The sequence below is a fragment of the Methylobacterium sp. 10 genome (assembly GCF_000519085.1).
In the GTDB taxonomy this organism is placed as follows: domain Bacteria; phylum Pseudomonadota; class Alphaproteobacteria; order Rhizobiales; family Beijerinckiaceae; genus Methylobacterium.
Window position 1 is genome coordinate 4359324 of record NZ_KI912577.1, and the last position, 16482, is coordinate 4375805.

The following is a 16482-nucleotide window of genomic DNA, read 5'->3' on the forward strand; positions in this document are numbered from 1 at the left end:
TCACACCCGGCTTCGCGCCGTGAAACCGATGCTGCCGCAGCATGCTGCGTCCGGTTCTTGCCAGGGACACGTCGCGGTCGACCGGCCGAAAAAATACATTATCCTCACGCTTTCCCTCACACCGAGTTCGCGATGCCCGAGACGCCCGTCTATTCCTCCGCCGCCGTTGCCGCGCCTCACCACCTGGCCGCCACCGCCGGGCAGACCGTGCTGGCGCAGGGCGGCAATGCCATCGAGGCGATGGCGGCCATGGCGGCCACCATCGCCGTGGTCTATCCGCACATGAACGGGATCGGCGGCGACGGGTTCTGGCTCGTGCGCGAGCCGGGCGGGCGGGTGCGCGGCATCGAGGCCTGCGGCCCGGCCGGGTCCCTCGCCACGGTGGGCCGCTATCGCAGCCAGGGCCACGAGACGATCCCCTCCCGCGGGCCGGACGCGGCGCTCACCGTGGCCGGTGCCATCGGCGGCTGGCGTCTCGCCCTCGACCTCGCCAGGGCGCTGGGCGGCCGGCTCCCCCTCGAGACCCTGCTGGCCGACGCGATCCGCCATGCGCGCCAGGGCTGCGCGGTCTCGCCCTCCGAGGCCCGCTACGTGCCGAAGGAGATCGACACGCTCCACGACCAGCCGGGTTTCGCGCAGACCTTCCTCGACGGGGGCAAGCCTTTCGCCGCCGGCGCCACGCGGTGCCTGCCGGCTCTGGCCGACACCCTCGAACAGCTGGCCCATGCCGGGCTCGACGATTTCTACCGGGGCGACCTCGGCCGCGAGATCGCCGCCGACCTCGACCGCCTCGGCTCGCCGGTGACGCGGGCCGATCTCGAAGCCTATGCGCCGCGAGAGCGGGCGGCCCTGTCCCTGCGCCGGCGCGACGCGGTGCTCTACAACTTCCCGCCGCCGACCCAGGGCCTCGCGGCCCTCATCATCCTCGGTATCTTCGACCGGCTGAAAGTGTCGCGGCCGGAGAGCACGGCGCAATATCACGGGCTGATCGAGGCGACGAAGCGTGCCTTCGCCATACGCGACCGCACGGTCACCGATTACGACCGGCTGAGCGTCGATCCGGCGAGCTTCCTCACCCCGGAGAGTCTCGACCGCGAGGCCGCGCAGATCGACATGCGCCGCGCCGCCTCCGTGCCCCTCAAGGGACCGGGCGACGGCGACACCGTCTGGATGGGCGCCATCGACAAGGACGGCCTGGCCGTCTCCTACATCCAGTCGATCTACTGGGAGTACGGTTCGGGGATCGTCCTGCCCAAGACCGGGATCCATTGGCAAAACCGCGGCACCTCGTTCTCCCTCGAGAAGGGCGCGGTGAACCCCCTGGAGCCGGGGCGCCGGCCGTTCCACACCCTGATCCCCGGACTGGCCGCCTTCGACGACGGGCGCGTGATGTCCTACGGCAGCATGGGCGGCGACGGGCAGCCGCAATTCCAGGCCCAGATTTTTTCGCGGTATGCCGATTATGGCATGAGCCCGGCCGAGGCCGTCGACGCGCCCCGCCTGCTCTATGGCCGTACCTGGGGCGCGGAGTCCCTCAGCGTGAAGGTGGAGGACAGGTTCGATCCGGCCAGCATCGCCGAGCTGCGCTCCATGGGCCACGAGATCGAGGAACTCGGCGGCGCCTACATCGATTCCCTCGGCCATGCCGGCATGCTGGTCCGTCATCCCGGCAACGGGCGGATCGAGGCGGTCCACGATCCGCGCTCGGATGGCGGCTCGTCCGGATTGTGAAATGGGTCCCCGCCGTGGGCCGGACGATCGATGTTCAGAAACCGGAAGGTTCATGATGGCGGATGGCGCGATCACCCAGCGCGAATACTGGAACGGCGAGGTCGGGGCGCGCTGGGCCCGCAACCAGCGCAGGATCGATGCGGTCTTCGCGCCCCTCACCGCCGCCCTGTTCGAAGAGGCGCGCCTTCGGGTGGACGGCTCGGCGCTGGATATCGGCTGCGGCGCCGGTGACTGCGCCATCATCGCCGCACGCCGGCTCGGCCCGAGGGGGCGTGTGGTGGCGGCCGACCTCTCGGCCCCTTTGCTCGCTGTCGCGCGCGAACGGGCCGGGATCGAGGCTCCCGCCCTGGCCCCGATCGCGTTCGTCGAGGCGGATGCCCAGACCCACGATTTCGGCGATGCCCTCTTCGAGCAGGCGGTCTCCCGCTTCGGGGTGATGTTCTTCGAGGATTCCGGCGCCGCCTTCGCCAATATCCGCAAGGCCCTGGTCCCCGGTGGCCGCCTGACCTTCCTGTGCTGGCGGCGGATCGAGGACAATCCCTGGATCACCGTGCCGAGGAACCTCGTCCTGCCCCTCGTGCCGGAACCCGAACCCAGCCCGGTCGACGCGCCGGGGCCGTTCCGCTTCGCCGAGGCGGAGACCCTCGGCGCGGTGCTGGCGCAGGCCGGCTTCCTCGACATCACCCTCGAGGCGATCGACCGGCCCCTCACCCTCGCAAGGTCCGGCGACGGCAGCGCCCAAGATGCGGCGGAGGCCGCCGCGGATTTCGCCACCGAGCTCGGTCCGGTCTCCCGTCTCCTGCGCGATCAGCCCGCTTCGGTCCGTGCGGACGCCCTCAAGCGAGTGAGTGACGACTTCGCCAAGCGTGCCGTCTCCGGCGCCGTGACCCTGGATGCCGGCTGCTGGCTGGTTTCCGCCCGGCGCTGACGGCGAGCCCGCGCCAGCTGGTATACACTTTGCGTCTCCGTGCCTGCAGCATGGAGTGCATAATGGATACGACCCTTTCCCGGCAGCGCTGGATCCAGCTCGGCCTCGGCCTCGTCGCCATGATGGCGATCTCGAGCCCGCAATACGTCTGGACGCTGTTCACCAAGCCGCTGATCGCGGCGACGGGCTCGAGCCTGCCGCAGCTTCAATGGACCTTCACGATCCTGATCGTGCTGCAGACCTTCTTCTCGCCGGTCCAGGGCTACCTGATCGACCGGTTCAGCCCCAAACTGATGATCGCGCTGGGCGCCATCCTCTCGGGCCTCGGCTGGGTGCTGGCCGCCCGCGTCGACACCCTGTGGGGCGTCTATGCCACCTACGGCCTGTTCTGCGGTCTGGGCACCGGCATCGTCTATGTCGGCATCGTCGGCCTGATGGTGAAGTGGTTTCCCGATCGCCGGGGCTTCGCCGTGGGCGTGGTCGCCGCCGGCTACGGCATGGGCGCGATGCTCAGCACCTTCCCGATCAGCGACATGCTCACCGCCTCGGGCTATCGCCACACGCTGACGGTGTTCGGCATCATCCTCGGTGCCGTCGGCGCATTGGCCGCCCTCGGCCTGCGGGCGCCCCGTGCCGACGAGGTCCTGCCGGCCCCGGCCCGCAACCTCTCGACCTGCGTCCACGACACGGCGCCGAGGGAGATGCTGAAGACGCCGCTGTTCTGGCTGATGTTCGCGATGATGACGATGATGTCCACCGGCGGCCTGATGGTGGTGGCGAACTTCGCCTCCTTCGCCCGCGACTTCGGTGTCGCCGACGCGATCATCTTCGGCTTCGTGGCGCTCCCCTTCGCCCTGACCTTCGACCGCATCACCAATGGCCTCACCCGGCCCTTCTTCGGCTGGGTCTCGGATAAGATCGGCCGCGAGAACACGATGGGCATCGCGTTTGCCGCCGAGGCGGCGGCCATCGCCCTGCTCCTCGTCTTCCGCGAGAACGCTTACGCCTTCGCCCTGCTCTCCGGCGTCGTGTTCTTCGCCTGGGGCGAGATCTTCTCGCTGTTCCCCTCGATCCTCACGGACACGTTCGGCACCAAGCACGCCACCACCAATTACGGCTTCCTCTACATGGCGCAGGGCATCGGCTCGCTCTTCGGCGGCCCGATCGCGGCCTGGATCTACCTCGTCCAGGGCTCCTGGCTCCCGGTCTTCGCGATCATCATCACCCTCGACGTGCTGACCGCGATCCTCGCCTACTTCGTCCTCAAGCCCATGCGCCGGCGCTGGCTCGGCCTCGGCGACGAGCGCGCCATGACGGCCAAGCCCGCCATGGCCTGATCTTCCCGGTTGGGTCGAACTTTAAAGCGCGGACGGGGAAACCCGCCCGCGTTTTGCTGTGAGGAACTGCGGGCGATGAAGGCTCGATGCCGGGCGGTATTCGTGTGCCGGGTTTCCCTCCGATCCGACCCGGGCGTAGCAGTCGGTTGGCTCGTCGCCCGGAACGGACATTCAATCTGAAATGAAGCGGCGCCATGGAGGCGTTGCCGCAAGTTATCGCGGTGTCGTTCTTGTCAGGCCGATCGCGTTTCAGCTTAGAATTGCTTCAGATTTGAAGAGCTCTAAGTGTGTGATTTACAACACGTTTTCGGCTTGCCTCTTAATCCACGACCGGCGATGAGACCTGTACTGCGCCGTTGAAGGCGCCTTGCAGCGTGCGCCATGACTTACCGGTTATCCTTCCTCCTCCTCGCCACGACCGCCCTCGTCGGAACTGCGACAGCGCAGGAAGCCAGCGTGCAACTCGATCAGCTTTCGGTCGAAGGCACGGCTCCCGCGCCTGTGGGAGGCGGCAGCAACCTCAGTGGCGGAGATGGCGGCACGGCGGCGACCAGTGGAGGTGGAGGTGGCCCTTCCGGGATCACCGGCTATACGGCTCGGGTCGCCACGGCGGCGACGAAAACCAACACCCCCCTGATCGAGACACCGCAATCGGTCTCCGTCGTGACTCGCGAGCAGCTCAACGATCGCAACGTCCAGACCTTCGCCGACACGGTCGCCTACGTTCCCGGCGCCGCGACCGCCCGGTCGGGCTTCGATCCGCGGTTCGACCAGATCTTCATCCGCGGCTTCGATGTGCTGACCAACCAGGGCATCTACCGCGACGGGCTCCGCGTGATTGGCAGCGGCTTCGCCTACCCGAAGACCGAGCCCTACGGCCTCGAGGCGGTCACCATCCTCCGCGGTCCTGCATCCGGCCTCTATGGCCTCGGCTCGCCCGGCGGCATCCTCGACGCGACGAGCAAGCGTCCCGTCTTCGTGCCCTTCGGCGAGGTGCAGTTCCAGGCCGGCAGTTTCGACCGCTATCAGGGCGCCTTCGACGTCGGCGGCCCGCTGGAGGGGTCCGGTGGCACCATGGCCTATCGCCTTACCGGCTTGCGGCGAGAGGCCGGGACCTTCGTCGGGCTCGGCACGAACGACGACCAGCTCAACATCGCTCCCGCCTTCACGTGGAAGCCGTCGGCCGACACGACGCTCACGTTTCTCAGTGAATTCCAGGTCACCAACACCCCGGCGACGACGTTCTACTATAATGACCCGGGCTTCCGGGCGACCAACTACTACATGGGCGATCCGCGCTTTGCCGGGCTCGATCAGACGCAGTACCGCGTCGGCTACGCCTTCGAGCACAAATTCACGCCGGATCTGATCTTCCGTCAGAATTTCCGCCATTACGGCCTGTTCCAGAGCGCGAAATACGTCGACATCTCGTCCATCAACGCGGAGCGCACGGTCGGCACACGCGACAACGGGTATCTCCGCGGCGGCCTCGTGCAGCAGACGCTGGATAACCAGTTGGAGGCGCACTTCGTCACCGGTCCCGTCGCACACACCGCGGTGGCGGGCGTCGACTATGCCCGCTACAGCCTGACCAGCCGCTTCGGAGGCTATTTCGGCGACAACGTAGCAGTCCCGGACCTGAACCTCGTCACGCGAAACTACGGTCAGCAGTTCATCGCGACGCCGTTGCTGGGGCCGGCCTCGCGCCAGACCCAGGATCAAGTCGGTGTCTACCTGCAGGATCAAGCCAAGTTCGGTAACTTCATCCTGACCGTGAACGGACGCCACGATTCGGTCTTCCAGGACAACTACGCGACGCCCGACAGTGCGGTGTCACGCCAGGACAACACCGCCTTCACCGGCCGCGTCGGCCTTGGCTACGTCCTCGCGCCCGGCCTCGTCCCTTATGCGAGCTACGCCACCACCTTCACGCCACAGGTGGGCCTCGATGCCGGCGGCAACGCGTTCAAGCCCGCGACAGGCGATCAGATCGAGGCGGGGGTGAAGTACCTGATCCCCGGCACCAACATCCAGGCGGCATTCGCCGGCTTCGACATCGTTCAATCGAGCATCCTGCGAACCGACCCGAACAACATCGCGTTCCAGTCCGCCACCGGCGCCGTGCGCTCCACCGGCTTCGAGGCCGAGGCGACGGCGAACCTAGCGCCCGGCACGAACCTGACGATCGCCTACACGCATGTCGACATTCGCTTCGTGAACCAGATCGCCGGCACCGTCGATCCGCTTGAAGGGAACCGCGTCTCGGGCATCCCCGGTGACACCTACGCCTCGTTCCTGACCTATGCCTTCCCGCCATCCTCGCCGCTTCGCGGCCTTCAGATCGGTGGCGGTATCCGCTACATCGGTACGAGCTACGCGGATGACGAGAATACGGCCCGCAACCCCACCGTGACGCTCTTCGACGCGCTGGTCGCCTACGACTTTGCCGCGATCGATCCGCGATACAAGGGCTTCCGTGCACAACTCAACGGCTACAACATCTTCGATCGGAACTACCAGACGTGTTCCTTCGGCTTCTGCAACCGCAACCAGCCGGCAACCGTGATCGGCAGCCTGATCTACCGGTGGTAGCCGAAAGGCGGGTGACGGCGGGAGTTTTCACGGGCCGGGTCCGATGAGGCCACTCATCTCGCGGCGAGCCTTCGCGGGCGTCTCGATGGCAGCCGGGATGATGGTGTGCGAGCGCTCCGTGGCCGCTTCGGACGAGCTGGCTCGGCTCCCGGGCGCGATCGGCTTCGATCTCGGCGGTGGCGGAGAACGGGCGCCGTGGCGGATCACGCTCTACGTGCCCCCCGGCGAGGCGCCCGTCGCCGGCTGGCCCGTCCTGTATCTCCTCGACGGCAACGCGGTGACGGCCACTGCGATCGATATCGAGCGCGTGCAGGCACGCTACCCGGATGCCACCGGGATCGCTTCCCGGTTCGTGATCGTCGGGATCGGCTACCCGGGGGATGAGGCCTACGACGGCCTGCGTCGCTCCTGGGACTACACGCCGCCGCCGGGCCGGTCCTACCCGCCGTACGCGCCCGGCGGACCAACGCTTCGGACGGGCGGCGCCGACGAGTTCCTGCACTTCGTCACGAGGGAGCTCCGGCCCGCGATCGAGCGGCGCTGCCCGGTCGACACCACACGGCAGGCTCTCTTCGGACATTCCTTCGGCGGGCTGTTCGTCCTCTACGCGCTCGCCAGCATGCCGACGGCGTTCTCACACTGGATCGCGGCGAGCCCGTCCATCTACTGGGAGGATCTCGTCCTGCTGAAGAGCATCGATCGGCTCGAAAACGGGCCGCCCGTTCGCGCTCGCGTGCTTCTTCTGGCGGGGGCCTACGAAGAGGAACTGGCACCGTTTCAGCGGGATGCACCGGATCGCGACGCACGCCTCAGCCGTTTGTCATCGGCGCGAATGGTCGAGCTCGCCCGCGCGATGGCGGACCGGCTCGATCGGATCCCGGGATTGGCGAGTCAGTTCCGGCTGATCCCCGAGCGGACGCACATGACCGTCCTGCCCGATGCCGTGAACGATGCCGTTCGCTTCTTCCTGCAGACATCTCGATAGGCGCGTAGCGAAACTCATCGCCTTCCACGTGGCCCGGACGCACTGGCGGAACGAGGGCGCAGCGTTGCCGATCGCCGCGGCCCGAGCGACCGTCGGACTTCGTGGTCCCGTGGCATGAGCGGCCAATCGCAACCTCACCCGTCCCGTGCATCGGGCCTGCAACCCGACCGTCACCTCATCGCACAACGGCCCCTGTGATCGGCCTCGGCGGCCCGCCCTCCGGCGCGACCCAGTCCTGCGCGTTCCTGAGTCGGATGCCGCTGGCGTGCAGGGTGGAGCGCCAGATCGGCGCGAGCGGCGTGAGGCGCGGCAGGGTGCGCAGTTCGAGGCCATGCTCTGCCATCGCGCCGAGCAGGTCTCGGATCGTGTCGCGGCCGGTGGGGACGACCGGGCTTCTCGAGACCCAGGTGCCGGGCTCGCCGGCGGGCGCGAAGGTCTCGGGCGGCATCCGGTAGCGTTCGATCGCAGCGATCGCGATCCGCTCCGCCCAGTCCTCCTCCACATAGGCCACGGCGCGCCCGGCGACATCGCCGAACCACGCGCGCCGGTCCTCCGGCGAGGTCCGGGCCGTGGGCCAGATCACGATACGCGGGCAGTCGCGCGGAAACAGGTAGAGCAGGCTGTGGGCCTCATCGATCGCCCAGACCAGGGGCCCGTTCAGCCAGGCCCCCGCCTCTCCGCGATCCACGCCGACGCGGACGGGGCGCGGCGTGAAGACCCGGATGGCCGGGTCCTCGCTGAAATGGAACAGCTCGGCCGGCGGACCCGGGCGCTCCGAACTCACCGCGCGTTGCGGAACACCTGGAGGTCGAGGTCCCGCACCTTCTTGCGCAGGGTGTTGCGGTTGACGCCGAGCAGTTCCGCCGCCCGGATCTGGTTGCCGCGGGTAGCGGCCAGAGCCGCGCCGATGAGCGGGCCTTCGATCTCGCGCAGGATGCGGTGGTAGAGGCCGGGCGGGGGCAGGGTGTCGCGATATCCGCCGAAATACTCGGCGAGATGCCGTTCCACCGCCGCCGACAGGGTCTCGTTCTCCGCCGCGCCGGCCTTGCGCGGACCGGAGCCGTTGCCCTGCGGCTGCGCCAGGGGCAGCGTATCGAGCTCGGCCTCGATCACCGGGCCGGTGATCGTCTCCTGCGGGTAGAGGGCGGCGAGGCGCCGGACGAGGTTTTCCAGTTCGCGGACGTTGCCGGGCCAGCGGTAGCGCTTCAGGCGGTCCATCGCCTCGCCGTCGAGCTGCTTGCGGCTCAGGCCCTCCTTCTCCACCAGGATGAAGAAGTGGCGGATCAGGTCGGGCACGTCCTCCGAGCGCTCGCGGAGCGCGGGCAGGCGCAGCGGCACGACGTTGAGCCGGAAGAACAGGTCCTCGCGAAAAATGCCCTGCTGGATCGAGACGCGCAGGTCCTTGTTGGTGGCCGCGATGATGCGGACATTGGTCTTGATCGGCACCCGGCCGCCCACCGTGGTGTATTCGCCCTGCTGCAGCACGCGCAGCAGACGGGTCTGGGCCTCCATCGGCATGTCGCCGATCTCGTCGAGGAAGAGCGTGCCGCCCTCGGCCTGTTCGAACCGGCCGGCCGAGCGCGAGAGCGCGCCGGTGAAGGCGCCCTTCTCATGGCCGAACAGTTCGGATTCGATGAGGTCGCGCGGGATCGCCGCCATGTTTACCGGCACGAAAGGCCCGGAGCGGCGACGCCCGTAATCGTGCAGTGCGCGGGCCACGAGCTCCTTGCCGGTGCCCGACTCGCCGGTGATCATCACCGTGAGGTCGGTGGGCATCAGGCGGGCCAGCGCCCGGTAGATCTCCTGCATGGCCGGCGAACGGCCCACCAGCGGGATATCCTCGTTGCCGGGATCGGCGCCGGGAGCGGGCGTCCCGCGCGGCCGCGACAGGGCGCGGCCGACGATGGCGATCAGCTCCTTCAGGTCGAAGGGCTTGGGCAGGTATTCGTAGGCGCCGCGCTCGGAGGCGCGGATCGCGGTCATGAACGTGTTCTGCGCGCTCATGACGATGATCGGCAGTTCCGGCCGCACGCGCTTGATGCGCGGCAGCAGGTCGAACACGTTCTCGTCCGGCATCATCACGTCGGTGATGACGAGGTCGCCCTCCCCTTGCGCGACCCAGCGCCAGAGGGTGGCGCAGTTGCCGGTGGAGCGGACCTCGTAGCCGGCCCGCGACAGGGCCTGGTTGAGGACGGTGCGGATGGCGGCGTCGTCGTCCGCGACGATGATGTGGCCGTTGGGCATGACGCGACTCTATTGCTCCGCGGCCGACTCGCGCCCGTCACGGGCGCTCGACATGGGAAGGAGGAGACGGAAAGTGGTGCGGCGCGGCACGGGATCGCATTCGACGATGCCACCGTGATCGCCGATGATCTTGGCCGCAAGTGCAAGTCCGAGGCCGGACCCCTGAGCCTTCGTGGTGACGAACGGGTCGAACAGGTCGGGCAGGAGCTCGGCCGAGACCCCCGGCCCGTTGTCCCGCACCGCCACTTCAATGGGCAGGCTCACCCGTTCCCGTGTGCCGGGCACCTGCATCTTCAGCCCCGTGCGGAAGGCGGTGGAGAGGGTGATCTCCCCGTCCACCGCATCGGCGCCGATGGCCTCGGCGGCATTCTTCACCAGGTTGAGGATGACCTGGATCAGCTGGTCGCGATTGCCCAGAACGGGGGGCAGCGACGGGTCGTAGGTCTCGACGAAGCGGATGTGCCGGGCAAAGCCCGACTGGGCCGAGCGCTTCACCTGGTCGAGGACGCCGTGGACGTTGACTGGACCGCGCTCCACCGGGCGCTCGTCGCCGAACAGCTCCATCCGCTCGACGATACGGACGATCCGGTCGGATTCGTCGCAGATCAGTCGGGTGAGCAGGCGGTCGTCCTCGGTGCCCGATTGTTCGAGGAGCTGCGCCGCCCCGCGGATCCCCGCGAGCGGGTTCTTGATCTCGTGGGCGAGCATGGCCCCCAGCGCGATCATCGAGCGCGCGGCACCGCGATGGGTGAGCTGCCGGTTCATCTTGTCGGCGATGGTGCGCTCCTGGAGCATCATCACCACGGCATCCTCCTCGTCGCCGAGGGGGGTCGCGAAGACGTCGACGTTGCGCTCCAGGCCGGAGCGCGGCTGGACCAGTTCGACGCCGTATTCGCTGACGCTCGCCCTGCGGCGGCGGACCTCGGCCACGAGGGCGCTGATCGGGGACGAGAACGGGATGATGTCCCGCAGGTGCCGGCGCTTCATCAACCGGGCGGAATGATCGAAGAACGTCTCCGCCGCGTGGTTCACATGGAGGATGCGGTCGTCGGCACCGATGGTGATCACCGGCAGCGGCAGGGCGTTGATCACCGCCTCGCTCGTGGGCGGAGCGATGGACCGCGTGCCGTATTCCTTCTCCACGCTCACGCTGCCTCCTCTGTGACGATTGGTTCGCGCGGGTGCCGCATCGCCCTCGAGAGAAGGTCGGCTGCGATGACCGGATCGGTGGTGGTGAGAAGCCGCGTCCGGTCGTCGGGGCCGAGCGCGCCGGATCCGTCCACATAGGCCGCCAGGTGCTTGCGCGCGTGACGCACGCCCATGGCGGGGCCGTAGAGCGCGAGGAGCCCCTGGTAATGCTCCAGGGCGAGGGCGGCCTTCTCCTCGGCATCGAGGGAACGGGGTGCGAGGCCCGCGAGTCCGGCGGCGATCTCGCCTACCAGCCAGGGTCGCCCCAGGGCCGCGCGGCCGATCATCAGCCCGGCGGCGCCCGAGGCGGCGAGGCAGGCCCGCGCACCGGCCAGGTCGACGATGTCGCCATTGGCGATGACCGGAATCGAGACCGCGTCCACCACGGCACGGATGGCGGCCCAATCGGCCTGGCCCTTGTAGAATTGCTGGCGGGTGCGGCCATGCACGGTGACCGCCGCGAGACCGAGTCCCTCGGCGCGCCGGGCGAGATCGGGGGCATTCAGGCTCGCATGGTCCCAGCCGAGGCGCATCTTGACGGTGACCGGGATCGCCACCGCCGCGCGGACCGCCGCGAGGATTCGTGTCGCCCCCTCGATATCGCGCATCAGGGCGGAGCCCGCCTCCCCGCCGGTGACGGTCTTGGCCGGACAGCCCATGTTGATGTCGATGACATCGGCGCCGTTCGCCTCGGCCAGCCGCGCGGCCTCCGCCATCGATTCGGGCACGCAGCCCGCGAGCTGGACCACGTGGGGATCGACCCCGCCGCCCTCGGCCCGCAGGCGTGCCTCCTCCGCCCCACGGGCGAACTCGGCCGCCGCCACCATTTCCGAGACGACGGCGCTTGCTCCCAGGCGCCGTGCGATGCGACGCATGTACAGGTCGGTGACGCCGGACAAGGGGGCGAGCAGGACCGGCACCGAAGCCTTGGCGCCTGCCCCCTCGCCGACCTGGCCTTGGCCATCGTCCGAGCGCAGAACGCTCAAATAATCATCAGCTTTCATTGTGCCCAACAAATAGACAATCGCCGGGGGGACGCAAGCACCTTGCGCGATTTGATTTCGGGCTATGCCCCGCTTAAACGACACACCACCCCAGCCATTCACGCCACCTCGAACTGATGCGGGAGCACTTTTTCATGTCCGGCACCGCCTGGAACGCCGCGGTGGTCGTCGCAGCCGGCCGCGGGATCCGCATCGGCGGTGACGTTCCCAAGCAATATCGCAGCGTCGGCGGACGCGCGGTCCTCACACGGACCCTCGCCGCGCTGGCGGCGCATCCCGACCTGACGCTCATTCAGCCCGTGATCGCCGCGGATGCTGCATCGTTCTATCATGCTTGCGTCGCGGAACTCGACCCCGTTCTGCGAGCCAAGCTCGCGGCCCCCGTCGAGGGCGGTGCCACGCGCCAGCAATCCGTCCGGGCCGGCCTCGAAGCCTTGAACGCAACGTCGGCGACGACGGGTACGCCGGGCCTCGTCCTCGTCCACGACGCGGCACGCCCGCATGTGGACGAGGCGCTGATCGACCGGGCCCTCGTCGCCGGTCGCGACCACGGCGCGGCGGTGCCCGGTATCGCCGTCACCGATACGATCAAGATCGTCGAGGATCTCGGGACGGGGATCGGCCGGGTGCGTGAGACCCCCGCCCGGGAATCCCTGCGCGCCGTCCAGACGCCCCAGGCCTTCGCCTTCGCGCACCTCCTCGCCGCCCATCGCGAGGCGGCCGCCGCGGACCTCCACGGTTTCACCGATGACGGGGCTTTGGCCGAATGGGCCGGGCTCGACGTGGTGGTGTTCGAGGGCGACCCGCGCAACCGCAAGATTACCCAGCCCTCGGACCTGATCGAGGCCGACCGCGGCTTTTCCGGCAGTGATGCCCTGCTCTCCGAACCAGAGACCGATTCCATGACGACCTACGTGACCCGCCTCGGGACCGGCTTCGACGTCCACGCCTTCACCGAGGGCGACCATGTCTGGCTCGGCGGCGTGAAGATTCCCGCCGATCGCGGCGTGCTCGCCCATTCCGACGGGGACGTGGCGCTGCACGCCCTCACCGACGCCCTCCTCGGGGCGATCGCGGATGGCGACATCGGCACGCATTTCCCGCCGAGCGACGAGCAATGGCGCGGCGCCTCGTCCGACCGTTTCCTGGCCCATGCGGTGAAGCTCGTCCGCGACCGGGGCGGCCGGATCGACCATCTCGACATCACCGTCCTGGCCGAAGCCCCGCGCATCGGCGCCCACCGCGAGGCGATCCGCGCCCGCATCGCCGAGATCTGCGGCGTGCCGCTGAGTTCGGTCTCGATCAAGGCGACGACGACCGAGAAGCTCGGCTTCGTCGGTCGCGCCGAGGGGCTCGCCGCCCAGGCGGCGGCGACGATCCGCCTGCCCGAGACCGATGGGATCGACGCGGCGTGATCGACGACCCGGCGCTCCTCGCCCGCGCCGAGGCGCTGGTGGCGGCCTATGCCGCCGCCGGGCTTCGGGCGGCCTGCGCCGAATCCTGCACCGGCGGCCTCGTCGCCGGGCTGCTCACCGCCGTGCCCGGTTCCTCGGCGGTGGTGGAGCGCGGCTTCGTCACCTATTCCAACGCGGCCAAATCCGAGATGCTCGGCGTGCCCGCCGACCTCATCGCGACCCATGGGGCGGTGAGCAAATCCGTGGCCCGCGCCATGGCGGAGGGGGCGCTCGCCCATTCGCACGCGGATGTGGCGGTCTCGATCACCGGCATCGCCGGTCCGGGCGGCGGCAGCGAGGGCAAGCCCGTGGGCCTCGTGCATTTCGGCCTCGCCCGCCGGGGCGCCGCGACCCGGCATATCGAGCGCCGCTACGGCGATCTCGGCCGCACCGAGATTCGCCGCCTCGCCGTTGCAGAGGCGCTGGACCTGTTCGGCAGGGCCGTGGCGCCGGTCGGATCGGACTGAGCGGCCGATCCCCGTCCGCCCTCAGTCGGCGACTTCGCCGAGGATCGCGCCCGTCTTCGGGTCGGCATCGAACTTCATCTTCCGGCCGTTCTTGATGCCCTCGCCGTCCCAATGGCCGTCATCGGCCTCGAGCTTCAAGATCTCGGTGTAGCCCTCGGCCATCAGCGCCTTCTTGACCTGATCGATCGGCATCCAGTCGGCGCCGGGCTGGTCCGCCACGGCGAAGCCGGAGACGCCCACATTCAGGGCGAGGGCGAGGAGGAGGGTCGGGATCGGTCTCACGGGGCTGTTCTCCGGTGGGGGCGCTCACCGGTATCTAGGGCTCCGCACCTCATTGTCCGCCAGTGTCATCACGTCATGAGCTTCGGCGCGTCACGCCACCCCATACACCCGGTCCGCCCTGCCCTCGAATGCGTCGGTGAACTTGCGGAAGGCGCGGTCGAACATCGTGCCCATGAGCAGGCCGAGGGTGCGACTCTTGAACTCGTAGGTGATGAAGAAGTCGACGTCGCACCCGCCGGGGGATCTCTCCTTGAAACCCCAGCGGTTCTCGAGGTGCCGGAACGGCCCGTCGATGTATTCGGCGACGATCTTCAGGTTCTGGGGGTCGAGGGTGACGCGGGTGGTGAAGCGCTCGCGGATCGCCTTGTAGCCGACCCCCATCTCGGCCACGAGGATTTCGGTACCGTCCGGGCCGGGCTGGCGGCGAAGGACGCGCAGGGATTCGCAGAGCGGCAGGAATTCGGGATAGCGTTCCACGTCGGCCACGAGGTCGTACATCTGCTGCGGCGAGTGGCGCACCGCGCGGTTGATCCGGAAGGAAGGCATCGGCCCTCAGGCGTTGGCAGGCGCGAGGCGAGCGAGCCGGGCGGCCTTCAATCGTGAAAAATCCTCGCCCGCATGGTGCGAGGAGCGGGTCAGGGGCGTCGCCGAGACGAGGAGGAAACCCTTGGAATAGGCGGTGGTTTCAAGGGTCTTGAATTCGTCGGGCGGTACGAAGCGCTTCACCTCGTGGTGCTTCTTCGTCGGCTGCAGGTACTGGCCGATGGTGAGGAAGTCCACATCCGCCGAGCGCAGGTCGTCCATGAGCTGGACGATCTCGTTCCGCTCCTCGCCGAGGCCGACCATGATGCCGGACTTGGTGAAGATGGTGGGGTCGAGCTCCTTCACCCGCTGCAGCAGCCGCACCGAATGGAAGTAGCGCGCGCCGGGGCGGACGGTGAGGTAGTTGCCCGGCACCGTCTCCATGTTGTGGTTGAACACGTCGGGGTGCGCCTCCACCACCAGTTCCAGCGCGCCGTCCTTGCGCAGGAAATCGGGAGTGAGCACCTCGATCGTCGTGGCGGGGCTGCGCTCGCGGATGGCGCGGATGGTGCGGAAGAAATGCATGGCCCCGCCATCGGCGAGGTCGTCCCGGTCCACCGAGGTGATGACCACGTGGTGCAGGCCGAGCTTGGCCACGGAATCGGCGATCTTGGCCGGCTCGTCCCCGTCGAGGGCGTTGGGCAGGCCGGTGCGCACGTTGCAGAAGGCGCAGGCCCGCGTGCAGGTGTCGCCCATGATCATGAAGGTGGCGTGCTTCTTCTCCCAGCACTCGCCGATATTGGGGCAGCCGGCCTCCTCGCAGACGGTGACGAGGCCGTGCTCCTTCACGATGGCGCGTGTCGCGTTCCAGCCGGGCGAACCCGGTGCCTTCACCCGGATCCAGTCGGGCTTGCGCTGGATCGGGTTGTCGGGGCGATGCGCCTTTTCCGGGTGCCGGGGGCGCTGGTCGTTTCGCAGGAGGTCGAGGACGACGGCCATGGCATACCGGGCAAACTGCACCGGCGAGGGGCCGGCGCTCGGATCGAAACGTAATGACTCGGCTCCCGCATCGCAAACGATCGGGAAACGATCCGACGAACCTGTCAGTAGCTCATGCCGCGTCCGCGGATCGCCCTGTAGATGGTGATGATGATCACCGCCCCCACCGTGGCCGAGAGCAGGTTGCGCCAGAAGCCATAGACCGGGATGTGGAGCTTGGCGGCCAGATAGTTGCCGAGAAGGCCGCCGAGGATACCCATCGCGATGTTGGCGAAGAGGCCCATATTCGCCGAGGTGAACTGTTCCGCGAGCCAGCCCGCCAGGGCGCCGATGACGATCGCCATGAACAATCCCACGCCCGGTTGCCCCAGCGCACCGTAGACTTCTCCGTTCATACCCGTCGCTCCCTCGCAAGGATCGGGGCGTGCCGGTCGCCCCGCTACGGATCCTACCTGTGACGCCCTCCCCCGCGACGCAAGTCGCCGCGGCGCGCGACAGGACGGTGTCCGTCATGCCGAATGGCAGGCGACGATGCGCACCGCCGCTCGTCCGCCAGGTTTGGTGCGACCCGATCGGCATGAGGCGCCTCCGCGCCTGGCAAGACACCCGATCGAAGCGACGACAGTGTGAGAAATTAATTATTAATATTAACTATATTCGGAACAAGACCGGCATATGTCCGTAAAATTCTACGCATTGATTTCCGTCGACTTGTCAGTATTCCGTTAACGATCTCTTAACTCTCTTTG

At 68.2% G+C, this 16482-nt stretch carries 15 protein-coding genes; 7 read left to right on the forward strand and 8 right to left on the reverse strand.

Features of this window, described 5'->3' with window-relative positions; genetic code table 11:
* Nucleotides 1-132: 132 nt before the first annotated feature.
* The 5 genes from K368_RS0120515 to K368_RS0120535 all read left to right on the forward strand — a co-directional run bounded on the left by K368_RS0120515 (nucleotide 133) and on the right by K368_RS0120535 (nucleotide 7573).
* Nucleotides 133-1731 carry a gamma-glutamyltransferase family protein gene (locus K368_RS0120515; protein ID WP_027173975.1) on the forward strand — a complete coding sequence of 533 codons (1599 nt, stop codon included), beginning with the start codon at nucleotides 133-135 and terminating at the stop codon, nucleotides 1729-1731.
* Between the two features lie 52 nt (nucleotides 1732-1783).
* Nucleotides 1784-2659: a class I SAM-dependent methyltransferase gene (locus K368_RS0120520; RefSeq protein ID WP_036266554.1), complete on the forward strand. Its 876-nt coding sequence runs from the start codon at nucleotides 1784-1786 to the stop codon at nucleotides 2657-2659.
* A gap of 62 nt (nucleotides 2660-2721) precedes the next feature.
* Nucleotides 2722-3996, forward strand: coding sequence for an oxalate/formate MFS antiporter (oxlT, locus tag K368_RS25205; protein WP_036266555.1), 1275 nt, complete (start codon nucleotides 2722-2724; stop codon nucleotides 3994-3996).
* A gap of 381 nt (nucleotides 3997-4377) precedes the next feature.
* Complete coding sequence (locus tag K368_RS0120530; protein WP_027173977.1) at nucleotides 4378-6588, forward strand: TonB-dependent siderophore receptor; 2211 nt, start codon at nucleotides 4378-4380, stop codon at nucleotides 6586-6588.
* A 43-nt stretch (nucleotides 6589-6631) separates the two neighbouring features.
* Nucleotides 6632-7573, forward strand: coding sequence for an alpha/beta hydrolase-fold protein (locus K368_RS0120535; protein WP_027173978.1), 942 nt, complete (start codon nucleotides 6632-6634; stop codon nucleotides 7571-7573).
* 175 nt (nucleotides 7574-7748) lie between these two features.
* Here the strand turns inward: K368_RS0120535 and K368_RS0120540 are convergent, their stop codons facing one another.
* Genes K368_RS0120540 through dusB form a run of 4 tightly spaced genes read right to left on the reverse strand, consistent with a single transcriptional unit; the run spans nucleotide 7749 to nucleotide 12009 of the window.
* On the reverse strand, nucleotides 7749-8357 hold the full coding sequence (locus K368_RS0120540; RefSeq protein WP_027173979.1) for a DUF6886 family protein: 609 nt from the start codon (nucleotides 8355-8357) through the stop codon (nucleotides 7749-7751).
* Nucleotides 8354-9817 carry a nitrogen regulation protein NR(I) gene (gene ntrC / locus K368_RS0120545; RefSeq protein ID WP_027173980.1) on the reverse strand — a complete coding sequence of 488 codons (1464 nt, stop codon included), beginning with the start codon at nucleotides 9815-9817 and terminating at the stop codon, nucleotides 8354-8356. Before ntrC ends, K368_RS0120540 begins: the two co-directional genes overlap by 4 nt.
* A gap of 9 nt (nucleotides 9818-9826) precedes the next feature.
* Entirely contained in the window at nucleotides 9827-10966 is a 1140-nt protein-coding gene (locus K368_RS0120550; RefSeq protein WP_027173981.1) for an ATP-binding protein, read from the reverse strand.
* Nucleotides 10963-12009 carry a tRNA dihydrouridine synthase DusB gene (gene dusB, locus K368_RS0120555; protein ID WP_027173982.1) on the reverse strand — a complete coding sequence of 349 codons (1047 nt, stop codon included), beginning with the start codon at nucleotides 12007-12009 and terminating at the stop codon, nucleotides 10963-10965. The genes K368_RS0120550 and dusB overlap by 4 nt, the downstream gene beginning before the upstream one ends.
* Nucleotides 12010-12143: 134 nt before the next feature.
* Between dusB and K368_RS0120560 the strand changes: the two genes are divergently transcribed.
* Together K368_RS0120560 and K368_RS0120565 are read left to right on the forward strand one after the other, a co-directional pair.
* Entirely contained in the window at nucleotides 12144-13424 is a 1281-nt protein-coding gene (locus K368_RS0120560) for a bifunctional 2-C-methyl-D-erythritol 4-phosphate cytidylyltransferase/2-C-methyl-D-erythritol 2,4-cyclodiphosphate synthase (protein ID WP_027173983.1), read from the forward strand.
* Entirely contained in the window at nucleotides 13421-13930 is a 510-nt protein-coding gene (locus tag K368_RS0120565) for a nicotinamide-nucleotide amidohydrolase family protein (RefSeq protein ID WP_027173984.1), read from the forward strand. The genes K368_RS0120560 and K368_RS0120565 overlap by 4 nt, the downstream gene beginning before the upstream one ends.
* A gap of 21 nt (nucleotides 13931-13951) precedes the next feature.
* On the opposite strand, the gene K368_RS0120570 is transcribed toward K368_RS0120565, so the two are convergent.
* The 4 genes from K368_RS0120570 to K368_RS0120585 all read right to left on the reverse strand — a co-directional run bounded on the left by K368_RS0120570 (nucleotide 13952) and on the right by K368_RS0120585 (nucleotide 16128).
* Nucleotides 13952-14212 (reverse strand): PepSY domain-containing protein, encoded by a 261-nt coding sequence (locus K368_RS0120570; protein WP_027173985.1) that lies wholly within the window; start codon nucleotides 14210-14212, stop codon nucleotides 13952-13954.
* A gap of 90 nt (nucleotides 14213-14302) precedes the next feature.
* Nucleotides 14303-14758 (reverse strand): type II toxin-antitoxin system RatA family toxin, encoded by a 456-nt coding sequence (locus K368_RS0120575; protein ID WP_027173986.1) that lies wholly within the window; start codon nucleotides 14756-14758, stop codon nucleotides 14303-14305.
* Nucleotides 14759-14764: 6 nt separating this feature from the next.
* Entirely contained in the window at nucleotides 14765-15733 is a 969-nt protein-coding gene (gene lipA, locus K368_RS0120580) for a lipoyl synthase (RefSeq protein WP_027173987.1), read from the reverse strand.
* Nucleotides 15734-15837: 104 nt separating this feature from the next.
* Nucleotides 15838-16128 (reverse strand): GlsB/YeaQ/YmgE family stress response membrane protein, encoded by a 291-nt coding sequence (locus K368_RS0120585; protein WP_027173988.1) that lies wholly within the window; start codon nucleotides 16126-16128, stop codon nucleotides 15838-15840.
* Between the last annotated feature and the right edge of the window lie 354 nt (nucleotides 16129-16482).